Source organism: Chitinophaga vietnamensis (assembly GCF_902167635.1).
Taxonomy (GTDB): domain Bacteria; phylum Bacteroidota; class Bacteroidia; order Chitinophagales; family Chitinophagaceae; genus Chitinophaga; species Chitinophaga vietnamensis.
On record NZ_CABHMS010000001.1, the window covers coordinates 1 to 18,964 of the forward strand.

General features: G+C 47.4%; 11 protein-coding genes. 5 read left to right on the plus strand and 6 right to left on the minus strand.

Annotation, left to right across the window (positions count from 1 at the left end; genetic code table 11):
- Window positions 1-39: 39 nt before the first annotated feature.
- Complete coding sequence (locus FPG75_RS00005; protein ID WP_143304447.1) at window positions 40-3,303, minus strand: TonB-dependent receptor; 3,264 nt, start codon at window positions 3,301-3,303, stop codon at window positions 40-42.
- 335 nt (window positions 3,304-3,638) lie between these two features.
- Window positions 3,639-4,100 carry a hypothetical protein gene (locus FPG75_RS00010; protein ID WP_143304448.1) on the minus strand — a complete coding sequence of 154 codons (462 nt, stop codon included), beginning with the start codon at window positions 4,098-4,100 and terminating at the stop codon, window positions 3,639-3,641.
- Between the two features lie 289 nt (window positions 4,101-4,389).
- Between FPG75_RS00010 and FPG75_RS00015 the strand changes: the two genes are divergently transcribed.
- Window positions 4,390-5,712, plus strand: a complete 1,323-nt coding sequence (locus FPG75_RS00015; RefSeq protein ID WP_143304449.1) for an ATP-binding protein — start codon at window positions 4,390-4,392, stop codon at window positions 5,710-5,712.
- A 3-nt stretch (window positions 5,713-5,715) separates the two neighbouring features.
- Window positions 5,716-6,933 carry a tetratricopeptide repeat protein gene (locus FPG75_RS00020; RefSeq protein ID WP_143304450.1) on the plus strand — a complete coding sequence of 406 codons (1,218 nt, stop codon included), beginning with the start codon at window positions 5,716-5,718 and terminating at the stop codon, window positions 6,931-6,933.
- Between the two features lie 61 nt (window positions 6,934-6,994).
- On the opposite strand, the gene gyrB is transcribed toward FPG75_RS00020, so the two are convergent.
- Window positions 6,995-8,974 carry a DNA topoisomerase (ATP-hydrolyzing) subunit B gene (gene gyrB / locus FPG75_RS00025; RefSeq protein ID WP_143304451.1) on the minus strand — a complete coding sequence of 660 codons (1,980 nt, stop codon included), beginning with the start codon at window positions 8,972-8,974 and terminating at the stop codon, window positions 6,995-6,997.
- Between the two features lie 124 nt (window positions 8,975-9,098).
- Complete coding sequence (locus tag FPG75_RS00030; protein ID WP_143304452.1) at window positions 9,099-10,760, minus strand: hypothetical protein; 1,662 nt, start codon at window positions 10,758-10,760, stop codon at window positions 9,099-9,101.
- 151 nt (window positions 10,761-10,911) lie between these two features.
- Between FPG75_RS00030 and FPG75_RS00035 the strand changes: the two genes are divergently transcribed.
- Window positions 10,912-11,832: a helix-turn-helix domain-containing protein gene (locus tag FPG75_RS00035; RefSeq protein WP_143304453.1), complete on the plus strand. Its 921-nt coding sequence runs from the start codon at window positions 10,912-10,914 to the stop codon at window positions 11,830-11,832.
- Between the two features lie 421 nt (window positions 11,833-12,253).
- Here FPG75_RS00035 and FPG75_RS00040 read toward each other — a convergent pair whose 3' ends face one another.
- Window positions 12,254-12,718 carry a PepSY-like domain-containing protein gene (locus tag FPG75_RS00040; protein ID WP_143304454.1) on the minus strand — a complete coding sequence of 155 codons (465 nt, stop codon included), beginning with the start codon at window positions 12,716-12,718 and terminating at the stop codon, window positions 12,254-12,256.
- 248 nt (window positions 12,719-12,966) lie between these two features.
- Between FPG75_RS00040 and ileS the strand changes: the two genes are divergently transcribed.
- On the plus strand, window positions 12,967-16,293 hold the full coding sequence (gene ileS / locus FPG75_RS00045) for an isoleucine--tRNA ligase (protein WP_143304455.1): 3,327 nt from the start codon (window positions 12,967-12,969) through the stop codon (window positions 16,291-16,293).
- Between the two features lie 6 nt (window positions 16,294-16,299).
- Window positions 16,300-17,367: a TraR/DksA C4-type zinc finger protein gene (locus tag FPG75_RS26115; RefSeq protein ID WP_201747857.1), complete on the plus strand. Its 1,068-nt coding sequence runs from the start codon at window positions 16,300-16,302 to the stop codon at window positions 17,365-17,367.
- A gap of 77 nt (window positions 17,368-17,444) precedes the next feature.
- Here the strand turns inward: FPG75_RS26115 and FPG75_RS00060 are convergent, their stop codons facing one another.
- Complete coding sequence (locus tag FPG75_RS00060; RefSeq protein WP_143304456.1) at window positions 17,445-18,950, minus strand: HAD-IB family phosphatase; 1,506 nt, start codon at window positions 18,948-18,950, stop codon at window positions 17,445-17,447.
- Between the last annotated feature and the right edge of the window lie 14 nt (window positions 18,951-18,964).

Here is an 18,964-nt window from a genome sequence, read left to right on the forward strand (position 1 = left end):
ATTTGAGCCAGCCGCTTTTTTTATGCTATGTTGTGATGATTAGAATGTGTATCTCAGACCCAGCTGCATCTGGTAACGGGATGCAAAGAAGTCTTTGGAATACGGAGTGCCTGGGTCTTTCCAGCTGTAGATCGGATAACCGTTTACGATAACCGGAGAAGTTTTGCCGGTAACAGGATCTTTCGCAGTAACTTGTTTCAGACCAACGCTCGCAGAAGAGTTGAAAGTGTTGGGTGAGAAGTACTGGATACCCCAATCTTTGTTCAGCAGGTTGGTAAGGTTCACGATATCGTAAGTAAGCGTGATCGTGTGGAAACGTTTACCAGCTTTGATGTTCAGGTCCTGGCTGAAACGGAAGTCGGCTTGTGTGTTCCAGGGTGTACGGCCACCGTTACGTTCAGTGAAATCACCTTTACGTTTGCTCAGGTATTTGTCGTTGTCAACATAACCCATGAAGTCGGCAGCTTGTTGTGCAGCAGTTTTGCCGCCAACGATGTCCTGGAAGAATTTGGTTGCTTCTGTTACATCTTTCGGGATGTAAGCGAGGCTCACCTGCTGTGGTGTATTCTGGATGGTAGCGTTTACGAAACCATAGCTGAACGGAGTACCGGAAGAGGTGTTGAAGAACAGGTTGAAGTTAGATACCCATTTGCCTTTGTGGCCCCAGTCCAGTTTATAGTTAACAGTAGCCACGATGCGGTGACGGATATCGAAGTTGGAATAAGCCAGGCCCGGGTTGTTCGGGTTCAGTGCCTGGTTCAGCTGCCAGTTGGATTCCATGGAGTTGCGGATACCGTTGGTGATATCTTTTGCCTGACCATAGGTGTAAGCGGCCATAGCGCTCAAACCAAAAGGAAACTTCTTGTTAACCTGTGCAGTGATGCTGTAACGGTAACCTTTGTCGGTGTTAGACAGCAGGTAAGCGTTGGTGTACAGCGGGTTGATTTTTTTACCAGAGAAGATCGGTTGCTGATGGTTCACATCATAAGCGAAGTAAGTAGGGTTATCTACCAGGTTTACTTGCTGGAACATCAGGTCTTTTACCACTTTGGTATAGATACCTTCTACAGTGAATTTCCAGTTGTCGCGGGTGCTGTAATCCAGTGCCAGGCTGCTTCTCCATACCTGCGGCATTTTGAAGTTGTTATCGATCATATCTACCTGTGTAGCGCCAGCAGCGTTGCTAACATCTACGCCGTTCTGTTTTGCGAAATCAGCAATACCATTGGGTGAAGGTTTCGCAGCAGGGTTGGGTGTGTTCACGAATGCTTTGTCGGATGATTTCTGATCGTAAGCGCCGAAGGTTACACCGTTGTTGTAGTATGCATAACCTAACCATGCGAAAGGAATACGGCCGGTGAATAAACCGGTACCACCGCGCAATACCAGGCTGTTGTCGCCTTTGATATCGTAGTTGAAACCTAAACGCGGAGAGATCTGTACGTTGTTCAGGAAGCTGTTGGTGATATCTTTCGGATGTGTGTAGGTGTAGGTAGTGCCGTAGTTAGGATCAACCGGCGCTTTAACAGTTTTGTCGCTCAGCGGTTGTTTGTTCGGGATACCAGTGTAATCGAAACGGATACCTGGCGTCAGTTTGAAACGGTCGCTGATCTGGATTTCATCCTGGCCATAGAGGCTGAGCAGGTTTGCTTTGAAATGTGCAGGAGGATTAGCCCAGATATCGTCGCGGGAGTTCGCAGTGTAGTTGAAGTTACCACGAACGCGGGAAGGATTGTTATTCAGGAAGTCGGTAACAGAGCTGTAATCGATACGGCCGTTCCAGGAGTTTACGAAACCATAAGTGATGTTGTAAAACTCGTTGTGAGTACCGATGGTGAAGGTGTGGTTACCTTTAAATAAGGTTACGTTGTCAGTAACTTCAAAAGTTTTCTGCTTCATGTTGAAGATACTTGCTTCACGGTCTGTACCGAGGAAGATGGTTGTACCGGCAGTTTTACCAGCGATCTGGATCTGCGGAACTGCAGGATCAGACAGTGGATCGCGGTAATCGTGTACATTGGAGTAACCCAGGATCAGGCTGTTGGATACAACGCTGTTGAAGTTACTTTTCAATTCAGCAACAGTGGAAGTCTGGTTGTTTACCTGTTTGAAGTCGATGCCTTTGAAACGGAAGTTCTGTTGGTCGCGCTCCAGGTTGGTCGCTTCAGAAGTGATGGTATTGTTGCGGAGTGAGAGAGTATGTCTTGCATTGATGCGCCAGTCGAGGCGGTTGAAGAATTTGGTAGAGTTGGAGTAGATGCTGGTATTACCTGCAGTACCCGGATCAACGCCATATTCTTTCATTTTCGCGGTGATGGCAGCAGCATCATCAGCGCTGAGGATGGCGGCTGCATCAGGAGAACCGGCAGCGAGGATCACTGGATCCACACGACGGGTGATTTCTTCGTTAGTGAAGAAGAACAGTTTATCCTTGATGATAGGGAAACCTAAACGAACGCCAGCCTGATAGTCATGGAAATCGCTGGGCAGTTTGGAACCGTCGCCGGCATTGTTTTTACCAACCATGCCTGCAGTACGGCCGTAACCGTAAACGGAGCCATGGAATTCGTTGGTACCGCTGCGGGTTACCGCGTTCACGCTACCACCGAGGAAGTTACCGATCTTTACATCAAATGGAGCCAGTAATACCTGTACGTCCTGGATCGCATCGAGCGATACTGGGTTGGTACGGGTGCTGGAACCTGGCTGGCCGCTGGTGTTGCTCTGGCCACCCAGTGAAGGGCTGAAGCCGATCGCATCATTATTGATAGCGCCATCCAGTGTTACGTTGTTGTAACGGTAGTTGGTACCGAGGAAAGAGTTATTGTTGCTCTGCGGAGTAACCTTGGTCATATCTTGCAGACTGCGGTTCAGTGATGGCAGATTTTTGATCTGATCCTGGCCAACTCTTGTTCCGCCACCTTTCTGTGCGGCGCTGCCGGTTACCACGATCTCGCTGAGCGCAGTAGATTCTTCCTGTAATTTAAAGTTCAGTGAAGTAGAGCCCAGGCCCAGGTTTACATCTTCTTTCACTTCTTTCTTATAACCAATAAAAGAAACAGTGATGGTGTAGGGACCTCCCGGATTCAGGTTAGGCAGGATGTAACGGCCATCGGCATTGGTTTGTGTACCAGATTTTGCTCCCGTGGCCACGTTCAGCGCTACCACTGTAACGCCAGGAATAGCATTGCCTTTCGGATCTGCTACTTTACCTGAAACAATAGAAGTGGTAACCTGAGCCTGCGCATTATAAGAGAATAATAATACAATGAAGCTCGCTAAAAGCGTAACGAATGATTTCATAAAAATGAGTGCTGTATTTACAGTGCAAAGCAACTACCCCAAAGCAACCTTAATGTTAACGGAAGTTTACCGAATTGTTAAGTAGAAATTAAAATGAGATTAAATGGTGCAAATTAATATCAACTTGAGATAAAATAATATTATGTTTAGAAAAACATGTAAAAACTATGTTAAGAGATTGCGCAGGATTTGTTAAAAAATCATTGTTAACTGGATGTAAACAATAAGCGCTTTTAAAATAACTTTAACGTATATACGAAAAGAAAGAAGGTCCCGCCTATACAGGCAGGACCGTTTCGGAAAGATCTTAAAAACGATGATTTAAACGATGCTAATTAAAAAGTGACTTTAAAAGTCCCGTCCGTTAAAGGTTTTTCAATTTCACCATTGGTTAAAGTACCGGAGAATGTTCCCTCGGCATATTTACTATTGATGCTAGTTAAATTCACAGTGATTGCCTGGTCCTTACTATAATAACCTGTTTGCTTCTCCTGGATATCCATCAGCGTCAGTAATACCCCCGTGGTATACTTGCCCGCCTTTACCGAATCCGGAAAAACGATTGTCAACTCCATATGCTGGAGGAAGTTGTTGGTCACGCCATCTACTACCAGCTGCTGCCTGCCCGTCACGGAATCCTTGCTGATAGCGGCTTCTGTGGCATTCGACCGGTATACAGTCGTGTCCAGTTTGAACGAATAATAATTTTTAGGGGTTAGTTCCTTTTTTGAATCGCATCCGGTAAAGAAAGCCCCTGCGGCGGCCACTAACGCCACCACCCATAATTTTAAACGCATAGCTTTTAATGTTTTAATTGTTGGTATGCCGAAAAGCACCACCGGCAGTGAAGGTCAAGTATTAACCGGTGCTGGCCTACACGCGCGTGCTGGCCAGCAATGTTTTCATTTGACACAGATAATTGATCCGGTTAGTTTCGTGGCATAGGGATAAAATGCGATTGCAATATATATAGAAAAATACAAATTCAATAATTTTTTTATGAGTTACGCTATACCATATTTAACAATATTTTTGTACCGTTATTGGTATTATTACGACTTTAGGCACTAAAACCCAACGCACATTATGTCATCGGAAGTGATCAAACAATTACAGGAAGCCGTGCAGTTTTCACCGGAAAATGTGCCCCTCCGTTTACACCTGGCCCATGTGCTGTTGCAGGACTATCAATACCTGCAGGCAGAAGAACAATACAGAAAAGTACTGGAACTATCCGCTGATAATATCGCCGCCCAGCTTGGCCTGGCACGTACTTTTTATCATCAGCAAAAATATTCCGTAGCCATCGTAGTGCTCGAACAACTCGAACATCAGGAGCCCGATAATTTCGACGCCCTGCTGCTTCATTGCCGCATCCTCGTGAAAGAAAATTCCATGCAGGCAGCACGCGATTACTACCAGCACCTGTTGCAACTCAATCCAGGTTTCCGCGACGAAGCCCTGGATGCACATTTCCGCCTGCCGCAACCATCTCAGTCTTCCCTACTCGACGATGATGAGGAGGAAAGTACCAAAGTATTCGCCCTCGAAAAACCGGATATCAACTTCTCCGATGTAGGCGGCATGGAACGAGAAAAACAAGAGATCGATCTCAAGATCATCAAGCCCCTGCAATTTCCCGACCTCTACAAAGCCTATGGAAAAAAAGCAGGAGGCGGTATATTATTATATGGTCCTCCCGGATGTGGCAAAACCTACCTGGCCAAAGCCACTGCCGGACAGATACAGGCCGAGTTCATCAATGTAGGCATCCACGACGTATTAGATATGTGGATTGGCAATAGTGAGAAGAATCTCCACAGCCTCTTTGAAATGGCCCGCCACTCAAAGCCCTGCGTGCTCTTCTTCGATGAAGTAGATGCACTCGGCGCAAACCGTAACGCCATGCGCAACAGCGGCGCCAGTCATCTCATTAACCAGTTCCTCGCAGAAATGGATGGTATCGCAGCCAGTAATGAGAATGTACTCATCATCGGCGCCACCAATGCTCCCTGGAGCCTGGACCCCGCATTCCGCCGCCCTGGCCGGTTTGACAGGATCATCTTTGTGGCGCCACCCGAAACTGCCGACCGCGCCGAGATATTGAAACTGCAACTCCGCAACAAACCAGTCGGCGACCTCGACTACAATGCCCTGGCCAAAGCCACCACCGGCTATTCCGGCGCCGACCTGAAAGCCATCGTGGACCTTGCCATCGAAGACAAACTCATGGAGGCGTTGCAAAAAGGCCAGCCACAACCGATCACACAGAAAGATCTGGTCAAAGCCGCCAAAACACATAAACCCACCACGCGCGAATGGTTCAATACAGCCCGCAACTATGCGCTGTATGCCAATGAGGCCGGCCTTTACGATGACGTGTTGAAATACCTGGACATTAAGAAATAATATATGGCTGTACTCATTCAGCGCGCGCAACTGCTCTTACAACAAGGCCGCTACCAGGACGCCGTTACCACCCTGCGGCAACACCTGAACAGCAGCGCAAATGATATCGACGGACTATTCCTGCTGGCCGTGTGCTACCTGGAAATGGACAACACCTCCGAAGCAGAACGCGTGATCAGCAATGCGCTGGGCTTTGCGCCGGATGATGACCGTTTCCTCTATCTGCGCGCCAGACTGGCACTCAATAAAAATCAATACCACGCCGCCATCATGGCCATCAGCGAAGCCGTGTCCATCAATCCGCACGAAGCTGATTATTTCGCCATGTGGAGCCAGATACTCCTCTTCAAAAAAGATTACGCAGACGCGTTGCAGAAGGCGGAAGAAGGCCTTGCTACCGACCCTGAAAACCAGGCCTGCCTTAACTTACGCTCGCATGCACTGTTTAATCTCGGTAAAAAAGAAGAAGCCTTCTCCGATCTTCACGAAGCCCTGGAACACAATCCGGAAAATGCGTATACGCATGCCAACCTCGGCTGGAAATGGCTCGAAGCCGGCGATCACCGTAAAGCACTGGAGCATTTCCGGGAATCACTGAAGCTCGATCCCAACCAGCAATGGGCTAAAAACGGGATGGTACAAGCCATGAAGGCACGCTACTGGCTGTATCGCCAGTTCCTTAACTATGCATTCTTTATGGGCCGCCAGAAAGCAGGCACACAATGGCTGATCATCATTGGCATCTTCGTAGTAACAAGGATCGCCAGCAAAGTATTTATGCCGCTATATGTATTACTTGCATTGATGGCGCTGTCTACCTGGCTCATCGTGCCGGTGAGCAACCTGTTCCTGCGACTTAATCCTTATGGCAGATACGCACTTACCAAAGAACAAACACAGGTATCCAATATGGTAGGGATACTGCTGGCCACGGCGCTCTTGTCTTTCGGTGCATGGTGGTTTACCCAAAACGAAGTGATACTGGCGCTCTGCATTACCTCCGTGGTCATGTTGCTGCCGGTTTCCAGCATTTTTGCACCGGAAGGAAAACGTAACCGCACCATCATCAAAATATATACACTGGCATTAGCCGCACTGGGCCTCATCGGCATCGGTTATACCTTCATCAGCAACGACGCTTTTAATATATTCATGACCGTTATGCTGATAGGGATTTTCATTTACCAGATACTCGCCAATTATATTATTAGCAGGGAATAGATAAAAAAAAGTCCCTCCGCATCGGAGGGACTTTTTTTTATCTATTCTCCGTTTTCACGGATTAGGCATCGATCTTCGCATACTTCGCGTGCGATTCAATAAACTCGCGGCGCGGAGGTACTTCGTCACCCATCAGCATACTGAACACGCGGTCGGCTTCAGCAGCGCTTTCGATAGTTACCTGCTTGAGGGTACGGTTATCAGGATTCATGGTAGTATCCCACAGCTGCTCTGCGTTCATCTCACCAAGACCTTTATAACGCTGAACGGTAACACTGTCTTCACGGCCATTGCCTGCAATGCGCGCGATAGCTGCCTTACGTTGTGATTCTGTCCAGCAATATTCCTGCTCTTTGCCTTTCTTCACCAGGTACAGCGGCGGTTGCGCAATGTACACATAACCCTGTTCCACCATGGCTTTCATGTAACGGAACACGAAGGTGAGGATCAGCGTGGCAATGTGGCTACCATCCACATCGGCATCCGTCATGATGATGAGCTTGTGATAGCGCAGTTTGGAAAGGTTCAAAGCTTTATCATCTTCTTCTGTACCGATGGTAACGCCCAGCGCAGTGAAGATATTCTTGATCTCTTCATTCTCATAGATCTTGTGCTCCATGGCTTTCTCCACGTTCAGGATCTTACCACGAAGCGGAAGGATCGCCTGGAACTGGCGGTTACGGCCTTGTTTGGCAGTACCACCTGCGGAGTCACCCTCTACCAGGTATAACTCGCACTTTTCAGGATCGTTATCGGAGCAGTCAGCGAGCTTGCCAGGCAGGCCGCTACCGGTCATCACGCTTTTACGTTGTACCAGCTGGCGGGCCTTGCGGGCGGCTTCACGTGCCTGTGCTGCCAGCACCACTTTGTTGATAACAGTCTTGGCTTCACGCGGATGCTCTTCCAGGTAGGCTTCCAGCACATTGGCAACGGAACTGTCTACCACGCCCATTACATCAGAGTTACCGAGTTTGGTTTTCGTCTGGCCTTCAAACTGTGGCTCAGGTACTTTCACGCTGATGATAGCGCTCAAACCTTCACGGAAGTCATCGCCGGTTACTTCTACTTTCGATTTCTCGAAGAGTTTATTTTTATCGCCATAGGATTTGAATACACGGGTGATGGCACGGCGGAAACCGGCCACGTGTGTACCACCTTCAATGGTGTTGATGTTATTAACGTAAGAGAAAATGTTTTCAGAGAACGAATCATTGTACAGTAAAGCTACTTCCACTGCTACATTGGAATCTTTATCATGTGCTTCAATGAAGATGGGTTCAGGCAGCAAACCGTTACGGCGGCCGCTCTTATCCAGCATCTGTACAAACTCGATGATGCCGCCTTCGCTGTAGAATACTTCGGTGAAGTCGGCGCCGTTTTCATCCTTTTCACGCTCGTCTATCAGCGTGATCCTGATTTTGCGGTTCAGGTAAGCCAGCTCGCGGAGGCGGCTGGCCAGGATTTCCCTGTTGTAAGTGGTTTCCCGGAAGATTTCATTATCGGGCTTGAAGTGAACCGTAGTACCGGTAGTATCACTCACGCCGATCTCACGTACAGCATATTGCGGAACACCGCGGTGGTATTCCTGTTCAAATAATTTTCCTTCATTACGAACGGTCACATGACACATGGTGCTGAGGGCGTTTACGCAGCTCACACCCACCCCGTGCAAACCGCCGGATACTTTGTAGGTGTTCTTGTCGAATTTACCACCCGCATGCAGTACGGTCATTACTACTTCGAGGGCAGAACGTCCTTCCTTCGGGATGATGCCGGTAGGAATACCACGGCCGTCATCTTCTACCCGGATGGAATTGTCGCTGCAAATAGTAACTACGATGTTTTTACAGTAACCTGCCAGGGCTTCGTCAATGGAGTTATCTACTACCTCATATACAAGGTGGTGCAGCCCTTTGATGCCAATATCGCCGATATACATGGCCGGACGCTTGCGCACGGCCTCCAGACCTTCCAATACCTGAATACTCCCCGCGTCATATACGTTGCTGGGGTTGGTCGCTTGCGCTAATTCTTCGCTCATATGTTGGTGTAAAATCTATTAGAAATAAAATCAGTAGACAATCATGCAAAAGTACGAAAAATAAGCCTCATTTCCATAAATAAAGTACTGTTTTTGAGCAGGAAGGATGCTTGAATTTTTATCCTCATATTCTGCTGGCGCCGGCCGTTTCCTTAACCCCTTCGAACAAGGTTTTCCAGACAAGGTTAAAGAACGATTTTTTAGGGTCCCTGGCAAGGGTGGGACGGGCTACCCTCGGCTTTTCACCAGGCAGCGGGTTACTGTCCTTGATCACCATCAGGTTGGCCAACAGGCTCACCAGCCCTTTTCGCACAAATTCCTTATGCGCCTTGTCCTGTTTCAGGATCGCTATGCGCAGGTTCTTGTACAGCAATTTCACCGTGCCGGCGGCCTTTTTTTCATCTCCTTTTATATTAAAGGAGAGATCTTCAATATCACAGGAACGGACCTCCACTTTCCCCAGCGGCATGGTCACCGGGTTCAGCTCTTTACCGTTCATGCCATTGAGCTGTGCGGAGATGGAAAAGGCGCCACCAGCGCTGTTTAGCGTAAAATCGAAGTGGGCGCGCAGCTTGCCGCTTTCCATAAAAATGGCGTCCATATCGGCGGTGCAGTGATTGTTGTTTGCAACCAGGCTGTCGATATTCGTAATGTTGTAAAACGTGCTGTGGGCATTGCTGAAACGGATCTCGCCCGTTTGGTCCGATTCGGGGCTGGTTTCCTCGTATTTGATATCCATCCGCCGGGCTATCAGGGTGTCAATGCTGATAGGCGCCTGCAATTGTTGCAGCAGCTGATTGGGATATTGCCCCAGCTTGTCGCCCGGCGGCAGCGGCAGGCGCCTGTCGTGGTAGATGGAAAGCTCGCCACTGTTGATATCCACACGTTTGGCCCAGCACTCCTGATTTTGCAGCAGTAGCTTGGGGTTGAGATGATTTACGCTGATGTTATGAAGGGTGAGGTTATAAAGGTCCTGCTGTTTGCCCAGTTTGATACCAAATGAGTCACGGCTATACCTCGGCTGCACTTCAAATTGTGAAATATGCAGCGTTTGTTCTGCCGCATCGTAACTGATCCCCCGCAGTAGCATATTATACAGGCTGTCTTTGCTGAGGTGCGCATAGTCCCTCATGCCGATATCATAGTTACGGGCATACAGGAAGCGGGTAGGGTCGTTCAGTGCGGCAGAGTCGATCAGAAAATCGTTTACCCGTACCCGTAAGTGCAGGAACTGGTGAGTAGCTGTGGTGGTGTCTTTTCTGATAAACACATATTTGAAATTAGTTTCGTCCATGATCAGCTTGCCGATAAAGATGGATTTCATTTTAGCGGAGATGTTTTCATAAGCTGTTCTTGGCTTCGTGGTATCAAGCACGGTGGCATTCTGTTCCATGAAGATATCAGGCCCGGTAACGGTCAGTGATCCGGCACGCAGCTCCTGGTTGCGGAAATAGCGCCAGGGCCTGAAATATTTTAAATGAAGCTTTTCAACGCTGATCAGGTAGATGGTAGACGGCGCCTTGTGGGCGGCCAGCATTTTCCGATATACGGCCGAATCCAGCGTCATATGGGCATCTTCTACAATCACGCTGCCAGTAAGCACATTCAACCTGACATCTTTGAAATGCAATACATACAGGCTATCTGAGAGATCGGTAACATAACCTTGTAACTCGTTCCTGAGCATCCTGCCCCAATGCACATTAAGATACCATGCAGTACAGAGTACGAGCACGGTAAAGCCGCCGAGGACCCATAAACATATGCGGACTACCTTGTTCTTCATCGTCCAATATGATCTAATTCCATTCCATTCAATACTAATAAATGTAGACAATTTTTCTTATGTTAGGACTACTTTGTAAGCGTTTTGTCAAAACGTATTTCGTTTAAAATTGAATCCCCTAAATTTGTGACGTTTTTAACAACGGTAAAAATTGAAAGAGATACAGGAGATATTGTCACTCGCGATTCCGCAGCCTGCCATGAGCGATCAGCTCAAACTGGCAGAGCAGGACAGTGTGGCTGTTCCTGATTGTCTCGATTTCACTTTGCAGCGTTTCGTATATGAGAAACCGTTACCCGTCGAAGATGTGGCAATGGTGATCTATCAACCGGCAAAGAGAGGACAGGCCGCCGCTATTGAGCTGCGTTACTGTGTTGCCGGTAGTAAATACTGTAAAAATCCGGCCTGCACCGACCAGCTTTGTGCTGATAACAAGGCCAATTGCAATGATCATATTCCCTCTGTGGACCTGATCACAGTGCGTTTCCAGCCGTCTTTTATACAGTCTTTACAAAAAAGCGCCACCGGTACGCCGCTGTTTGAGCTGCAATCCCGTAAGCCTTTCGTTAAAAATATTCAGCCCTGTACCAAGTCCAAGTCTGTACTGGAATCCATGGTGCACCATAACTATGAGGGTACGCTCAAGAATATCTTCCTGCAAAGCAAGGCGCTTGAATTGTTGCTCTTCAGCTCTGATCAGTTCATGCAAAATGATCCTGACGAGCGTTATGGCTGCCGCTTCCTGACGCACCTGGAAGACCGCGAGAAGATTGAAAAGGCCCGCAGTATCCTGCTGGAACAGCTGGATGCACCCATCACCATCCGGGATCTCGCGCGCAAAGTGGCCATGAATGAATGTTACCTGAAAAAAGGTTTCAAAGCCATGTACGGCACTACGATCTACGATTATTTCCAGAAAGAAAGAATGGAAAAGGCCAAGGGCCTGCTCTATGAAAAGGGAATGTCGGTATCGGAGGTGGCGATGCTCATGGGTTATTCCTGTATTTCTCATTTTTCCACCGCTTTCAAGAAGCATACGGGCCTCAAGCCTTGTGAGTTGTTGCTTCGCTAACCCGCTCCTATAAAGGGTTTTGTCTATTTTCCTTTTTCGATCATTACTTTTCCCGATTCGCGTGTACTAAAAAAGAATATAGCTGTTTCTTTGTATCACGATGAGCAGATGTCTATCTGTACTTCCTATAAGCTTCCTTATCAGATTTGACCATGGGAGGAACCCGGCTGGCAAAAAGTAAGTAAAGCCATAAATTATACTTGCATGTTAATCAAACACCGTTAACTTAAAAGTGAAAAATTTTGCCAGGTAGGTTTTAACCACATTATAAAGTCGTTCTGCTTTTGCAGAACGGCTTTTTTGTTTGGGGGAGATGGGAAAGGGAGATCAAAAAAAGAAAAAACCATAAAAAGAAAAACCCCGCCCAAAAGAGCAGGGTCTGTCCTATTTATCCCTATACCTATGAAATACTAATTTGAAACTATTCAGTGATGGTGCCTGCTTCGTTCAACAATACTGCTTTCTCTGCACCGTTGTCCTGAATATTGACTTTGTAATAAGCAGCTACATCTGCTCTTTCAATTTTCCAGCCATCTTTTATGGTGGCAGCCGGATATTTTGTTTTCAGCGTACCAGCCACTGATTCCGGCAGTGTTTGTGCGTCATATTCGCTTCTGGTAGCAATCCACTTGCCATCTGCGTCATATTCTGCAATTGTTTTTATATTATCTTTCAGGAAGCTGGCATCCCAGTGTCCAGCACTTGTCTTGGACCATTTGGCGTCAGCTACACCTGCGAAATTCTGATCAAAAGAACTCTTTACCGCCACTGGCGCTTCGACCTTCTTAGCGACGATTTTTGTTTTTTTAACTGATTTTTTTTGCTGTGCAAAAGTTATGCCGGAAGTAAGTAAGACCGCACACAAAATTAACGTCAACTTTTTCATACTCTGATATGGTTTTACCGTTGGGTTAAATTACTAGGTTTCTCAATTCCTTCTGGCAAGAGCTAAAACAATGCCAAAAACGCAAATTAAATACTCTTTATTGTAAATTACTAAAAAAAGTACAAAAAAATATTAAAAACCCGCATTTTTGGTAAGCTCTACTCGCTAGGTGCCAGCCGATTTTATTAACTTCGCACAATTTTAATCAATTATTGTCTAAATAACATCAAAGGGCGGGGAATTGTTTTATGTCCAGCAAATATCAGGAATATAACCAACTGAATTTACCTCAGATAGAGAAAGATATACTGCAACAATGGGAGCTGCATCAGGCTTTTGAAAAAAGCGTAGACGTGCGCAACGGCGCCACTCCTTTTGTATTCTATGAAGGACCGCCCAGCGCCAATGGTCTTCCCGGTATTCACCACGTCATCTCTCGTACCCTGAAAGACCTGGTGTGCCGCTACAAAACCATGAAAGGATTCCAGGTGAAACGCAAAGGCGGTTGGGACACCCACGGCCTCCCGGTGGAACTGGGCGTTGAAAAAACGCTGGGCATCACCAAGAAAGATATCGGTACAAAAATCTCCATCGCAGAATACAATGATACCTGCCGCAAAGAGGTATTGAAGTATAAAGACAAATGGGATGAACTCACCCGTAAAATGGGATACTGGGTAGATCTCAAAGATCCTTATATCACCTTTGATAATAAATATATTGAAACGCTCTGGTGGTGCCTTCAGACCTTGTACAAGAAAGGTTATCTGTATAAAAGCGTCAGCATCCAGCCCTATTCCCCTGCGGCCGGCACTGGATTAAGCTCCGCTGAACTGAACCAGCCAGGCACCTACAAGAATGTAAAAGATACCACTGTAGTGGCCATGTTCAAAGCACAGAAGGCCGCTAACTCGCAGTTCCTCTTCGATGCGGCCGGCAACGATGAAGTTTTCTTCCTCGCCTGGACCACCACTCCCTGGACACTGCCTTCCAACCTCGGTCTTACCGTAGGCGCTAACATAGAATATGTACTGGTACGCACTTTTAACCAATACACCCACCTGCCGGTGAATGTGATAATGGCGAAAGTGCTGCTGAATAAATACTTTAAAGCAGAAGGTGAAAATGGCGACTTCGATGCTTACCAGGAAGGCGATAAGGTCATTCCCTGGAAAGTGCTCGCCAGCTTCAAAGGCAGCCAATTGGAAAATCTCCGCTATGAGCAATTGCTTCCTTTTGCACAGCCCGAAGAAGGTGATCCTTTCCGCGTGATCGTTGGCGACTTCGTGACTACAGAAGATGGCACCGGTATCGTTCACACCGCTCCTGCATTCGGTGCAGACGATAACCGGGTAGGTAAGAAATACGGCATCGGCATCCTGACGCTGGTAGATAGAGAAGGTAAATTCACCGATAATGTAGGCGAGTTTTCCGGCAGATATGTGAAGAACTATAAAGATGATCCGGAGTATAAAGATGTAGATGTGGATATCGCGGTGAAGCTCAAGAAAGAGAACCGCGCTTTCAAGGTGGAAAAATACGAACACACCTATCCGCACTGCTGGCGCACCGACAAGCCGGTATTATATTACCCGCTGGATGCCTGGTTCATCAAAACCACCGCGATGAAAGACCGCATGGTGGAATTGAATAAAACCATCAACTGGAAGCCGGCCTTCACCGGAACCGGCCGTTTTGGCAACTGGCTGGAGAATATGGTGGACTGGAACCTGAGCCGCAGCCGCTACTGGGGCACCCCATTGCCGATCTGGCGTACAGAAGACGGCGCCGAAGAAAAATGCATCGGCAGCATTGAAGAATTGAATACAGAGATCCGCAAAGCCAATGAAGTGCTGGGCGGCGACGTAAATAAAAACTACTTGCACGAAGGTATCCTGGACCTGCATAAACCATATGTGGATGACATCATCCTAGTAAGCGAATCTGGTAAACCTATGCGCAGGGAGCCGGATCTGGTGGACGTTTGGTTTGATAGTGGCGCTATGCCTTATGCACAATGGCACTACCCGTTCGAGAATAAAGAACTGGTGGATAAAGGTGACGCATTCCCGGCAGATTTCATCGCTGAGGGCGTGGACCAAACCCGCGGCTGGTTCTATACCTTGCACGTACTGGGCGCCATGCTGTTCGACAGCGTTGCTTATAAAACAGTGGTATCCAACGGGCTCGTACTGGATAGCAATGGAAATAAAATGAGCAAGCGCCTCGGCAACGTGGTGAATCCATTTGAAACCATTGAGCAGTTTGGTGCAGATGCTACCCGCTGGTACCTGATCACCAATGCCTCCCCATGGGACAGCCTGAAGTTTGATATCAAAGGTATCGGTGAAGCGCAGCGTAAGCTGTTTGGTACACTGTACAATACCTATAACTTCTTCGCGATGTACGCCAACCTGGATAGTTTCTCCTTTAAAGAAGCATATATTCCGCTGGAAGAACGTCCGGAGATCGACCGTTGGATCATTTCCGTGTTGAATACCCTGGTAAAAGACGCGACTGCTTATTTTGACGACTATGAGCCTACCCAGGCAGGAAGGGCCATTGAGCGTTTTGTAGATGAGCACCTGAGTAACTGGTATGTGCGTTTGTGTCGTCGCCGTTTCTGGAAAGGGGAGTACGAACATGACAAGATTAGCGCTTACCAGACCTTATATGAGTGCCTGGAGAAAGTGATCCAGCTGATGGCGCCTGTCTCTCCTTTCTTCACCGACTGGATGTTTAGCAACCTCAACAAAGTGAGTGGCCGTATACAGGCAGGCTCCATCCATCATACTGATTTCCCGGTGGCAGATCCTGCTGCAATGGATGCAGACCTTGAAGAGAGGATGCAGCTGGCGCAAGATATCTCATCATTGGTGCTGTCACTGCGTAAGAAGGTGAATATCAAGGTTCGCCAGCCCTTGCAGAAGATATTGATCCCCGTATTGAACGCTCACATGCAGGAACAGGTAGAAAAGGTAGCTGATCTGATAAAAAGTGAGGTGAATGTTAAAGGGATTGATTATCTTACGGAAACTGAAGGTTTCATCAAGAAAAAGATCAAGCCTAATTTCAAGTCGCTTGGTAGTAAGATGGGGGCAAAGATGAAAACGGTGGCTGCGGCCATTGGTGCATTCACAGAGGCTGAAATTGCTGCCATTGAGCGCGATGGCCACATCAACCTGGCTATTGAAGGAGAGCAGGTACAGATACAACTCTCTGATGTTGAGATTATTTCCGAAGATATTCCGGGATGGACAGTCGCAAATAAAGGCGCATTAACGGTAGCGCTTGATATTACTATTACACCGCAATTGCAGGACGAGGGGAATGCCAGGGAACTGGTGAACCGCATACAAAAAATCCGGAAAGACAGTGGTTTTGAACTAACTGACCGGATAGCTGTTACTGTTGAAACAGTTGATTCCCTGAAATCGGCGATTGTAAACTATAATGACTATATTTGCACGGAAATTTTGGCAGATAGCCTGGAATTAGTAGGAAAGCTACAGGATGGTACAGAAATAGAGGTGAACGACCTTAAATTTAATGTATTAGTTAACAAAAAAAGCTAATCCCCCATGGCAACAAAAAAGAAGGTTGCTAGTAAAACGACCCAAAAGGCAGCTCCGGCTAAGAAAAGTGTAGTGAAGAAGGCAGCAACTGCCAAGAAGGCTGTTAAGCCTGCTCCCGCCAAGAAGGCAGCACCCGCTCCTAAGAAAGCGGCGGCTAAAAAAGCAGCGTCTAAAACAGTGAAGCCGGCAGCAAAAAAAGCCGTGGTAGCTAAATCTACTGTCAAAAAGGCCGCGCCCGCTAAGAAACCCGTAGCGAAACCCGTTGCAAAAAAAGCATCTGCCTCTAAAAACAGTAAATCGACATCCGTAACTAAGAAAGTTGCCGTACCTGCAAAATCGACCGTAAAAAAAGTAACTGCTGTAAAGCAGCCCGTGACAACTACCAAGCGTATTCCCGCTGGTAAAGAGAAACCTTTAATTTCTAAGTCAGAAGAAAAAGAACTTAAAACGATGGCAGTAAAGAAAGCAGACAAGGACCAAGTTGCTAAGGAAAAAGAATCCACTAAAAAAGCAGCGGAAAAGCCTGTTGTAAAGGCTGAAAAATCAGTAAAAGCGGAAAAATCAGAAAAACCCGAAAAGACTGAGAAGCCAGAGAAATCTGAAAAAACTGAGAGAAAAGGTTCTAAAGCCAACTCGCTGGTAACTTATCAGCCCGAGTTTACCAAGTCTGTACTCGACCAACCGGACCAACCCGCCGGCCCGGTGTTCAGATATAGTGACGCAGATCTGCAGGAATTTAAAGAGCTGATCCTCAAAAAACTGGAAGCAGCGAAAAAAGAACTGATCTATCTGCAAGGCCTTATTACCCGTAAAGATGAAGCCGGAACCGACGATACTGAAAATAAATACATGAGCATGGAAGATGGCAGCGGTTCTCAGGAAAGAGAGCAGCTGAATCAGATGGCCAGCCGCCAGATACAGTTTATCGATCACCTCGAGAAAGCACTGGTGCGCATCGAAAATAAAACCTATGGCATCTGCCGCGTAACCGGCAAACTCATAGACAAAGCCCGTCTCCGTGCCGTGCCGCATGCCACCTTAAGCATCGAAGCAAAACTGGCGAAAAGCAAATAAGCTTTCGCATGATCTACATAAAAAAGTCGCAAAGTGGTGATCCGCTTTGCGACTTTTTTCTTCATATCATCATTCGGTTAAACTGTTGTTTTCTTTCTCATCTGCCTCATAGCGAAATAGAGCAAACCCGCGCCGGCAAGGCCTACCAGGCTACCTACTCCAATCTTCTTCGCCTGCCGCTTACTGATAGCAGGAAGTCTTATCCCAAACTTCGCAGGGCCCGCAGGAATAATGTCCAGCAGCGGCGCTAAAGATAGTCCGGTGATAATTTTGTCGGCAACCTTTTCTACATACGCTCGCTGGTATTGTGGACAAAAAGCTACACCGATACCCGCTTTCGTGATGAGGCTCGTGTCGTGCTTTCCATCTCCCACATAAATAATATTCTGTGCATTGATCTGATATTGTTCTGTGATATGCGGATAGGTATTGCTCTTGCAATAGGTGTCGCCATTCAGGAAATATTCTGCGATCGTTACTTCGCCGGTAGCCACACTGTTGACCAGATGCAGTTTGTTGGCGAAGACGAAATCCATGCCCAGCTTGTTTTTGATATGACGCGCCACAAAGCCGTAACCATCTGTAATAAGGCCGCAGGCATATCCTCTTTTCTTGAGTTCCTGCACTACTTCGCGGATGCCGGGTACCAGCGGAATAGCGTCTGCTACTTCCAGCATCTCAGCGAGATTGCGATCGGCGAACAGCTCTGCGCTTTGTTGGATGCGAGCTACCGGATCATTCGTGGAAGCGAGTATCTGTTGCAGGTGTTCTTCTTCATCAAATGCAATAGCCGCCCATTGCAGGTAATCCTGCGTAAATACTGCATGATCCAGATTGAAGATGACCATCTTTTGCAGCTTATCGATCGATTCGAGGATAGCATATTCCATCTGTTCGCGTATCAAGTTGATGTTACCGAGCGTTTCCAGGTTTTCCTGCGGGATGTTTTCTGCTTTGCGCAAAATGGTACGTGATACTTCGCGCGACATTTTACTCAACTGTTCCCATGTTTGCATGGCGTTCTCCACTTTGCCTATGTTGGCTTCCACGATGCGTGCACCCAATTGGTGCATATCAATGAGCAAGCCGATATCCACACCATAGTCGTTTTCGAAATTGACTTGCGACAGCATCGACTTACGTGCTGCGATCATTCCACTAAGCGGTTGCTGAAAATGCGCCAAGCCGGGGAAAAGAATACTCAGCAATGGTTTGGCTACGAGCTGTGTAACCCTGCCCGCCTGGCGTTCAAAATAGGATTTGACGAAATCGGCCTCGCCGCTTTCGATAGGCGCTGTCAGAAGCTCTATGATATTATCGGGATAGGTGAGTATGTCGCCATCTACATAAGCGATGATCTCGTTCTTGGCGGCCATCATTCCTTCGCGCATGGAGATGCCTTTGCCTCTCTGGCTGCTGGTGATCACGCGCACCTGCTCCTTCATGGCCTCTTCCACGGTATTGTCCGTGGAATTATCATCTACCACTATGATCTCGATCTTGCGGGTAGTTTTTTTGATGGTCTTGATCACCTGGCGAATCGTTACACCCTCGTTTAATACAGGAATTACTACAGAAATCATAGGAGCTCAAATGT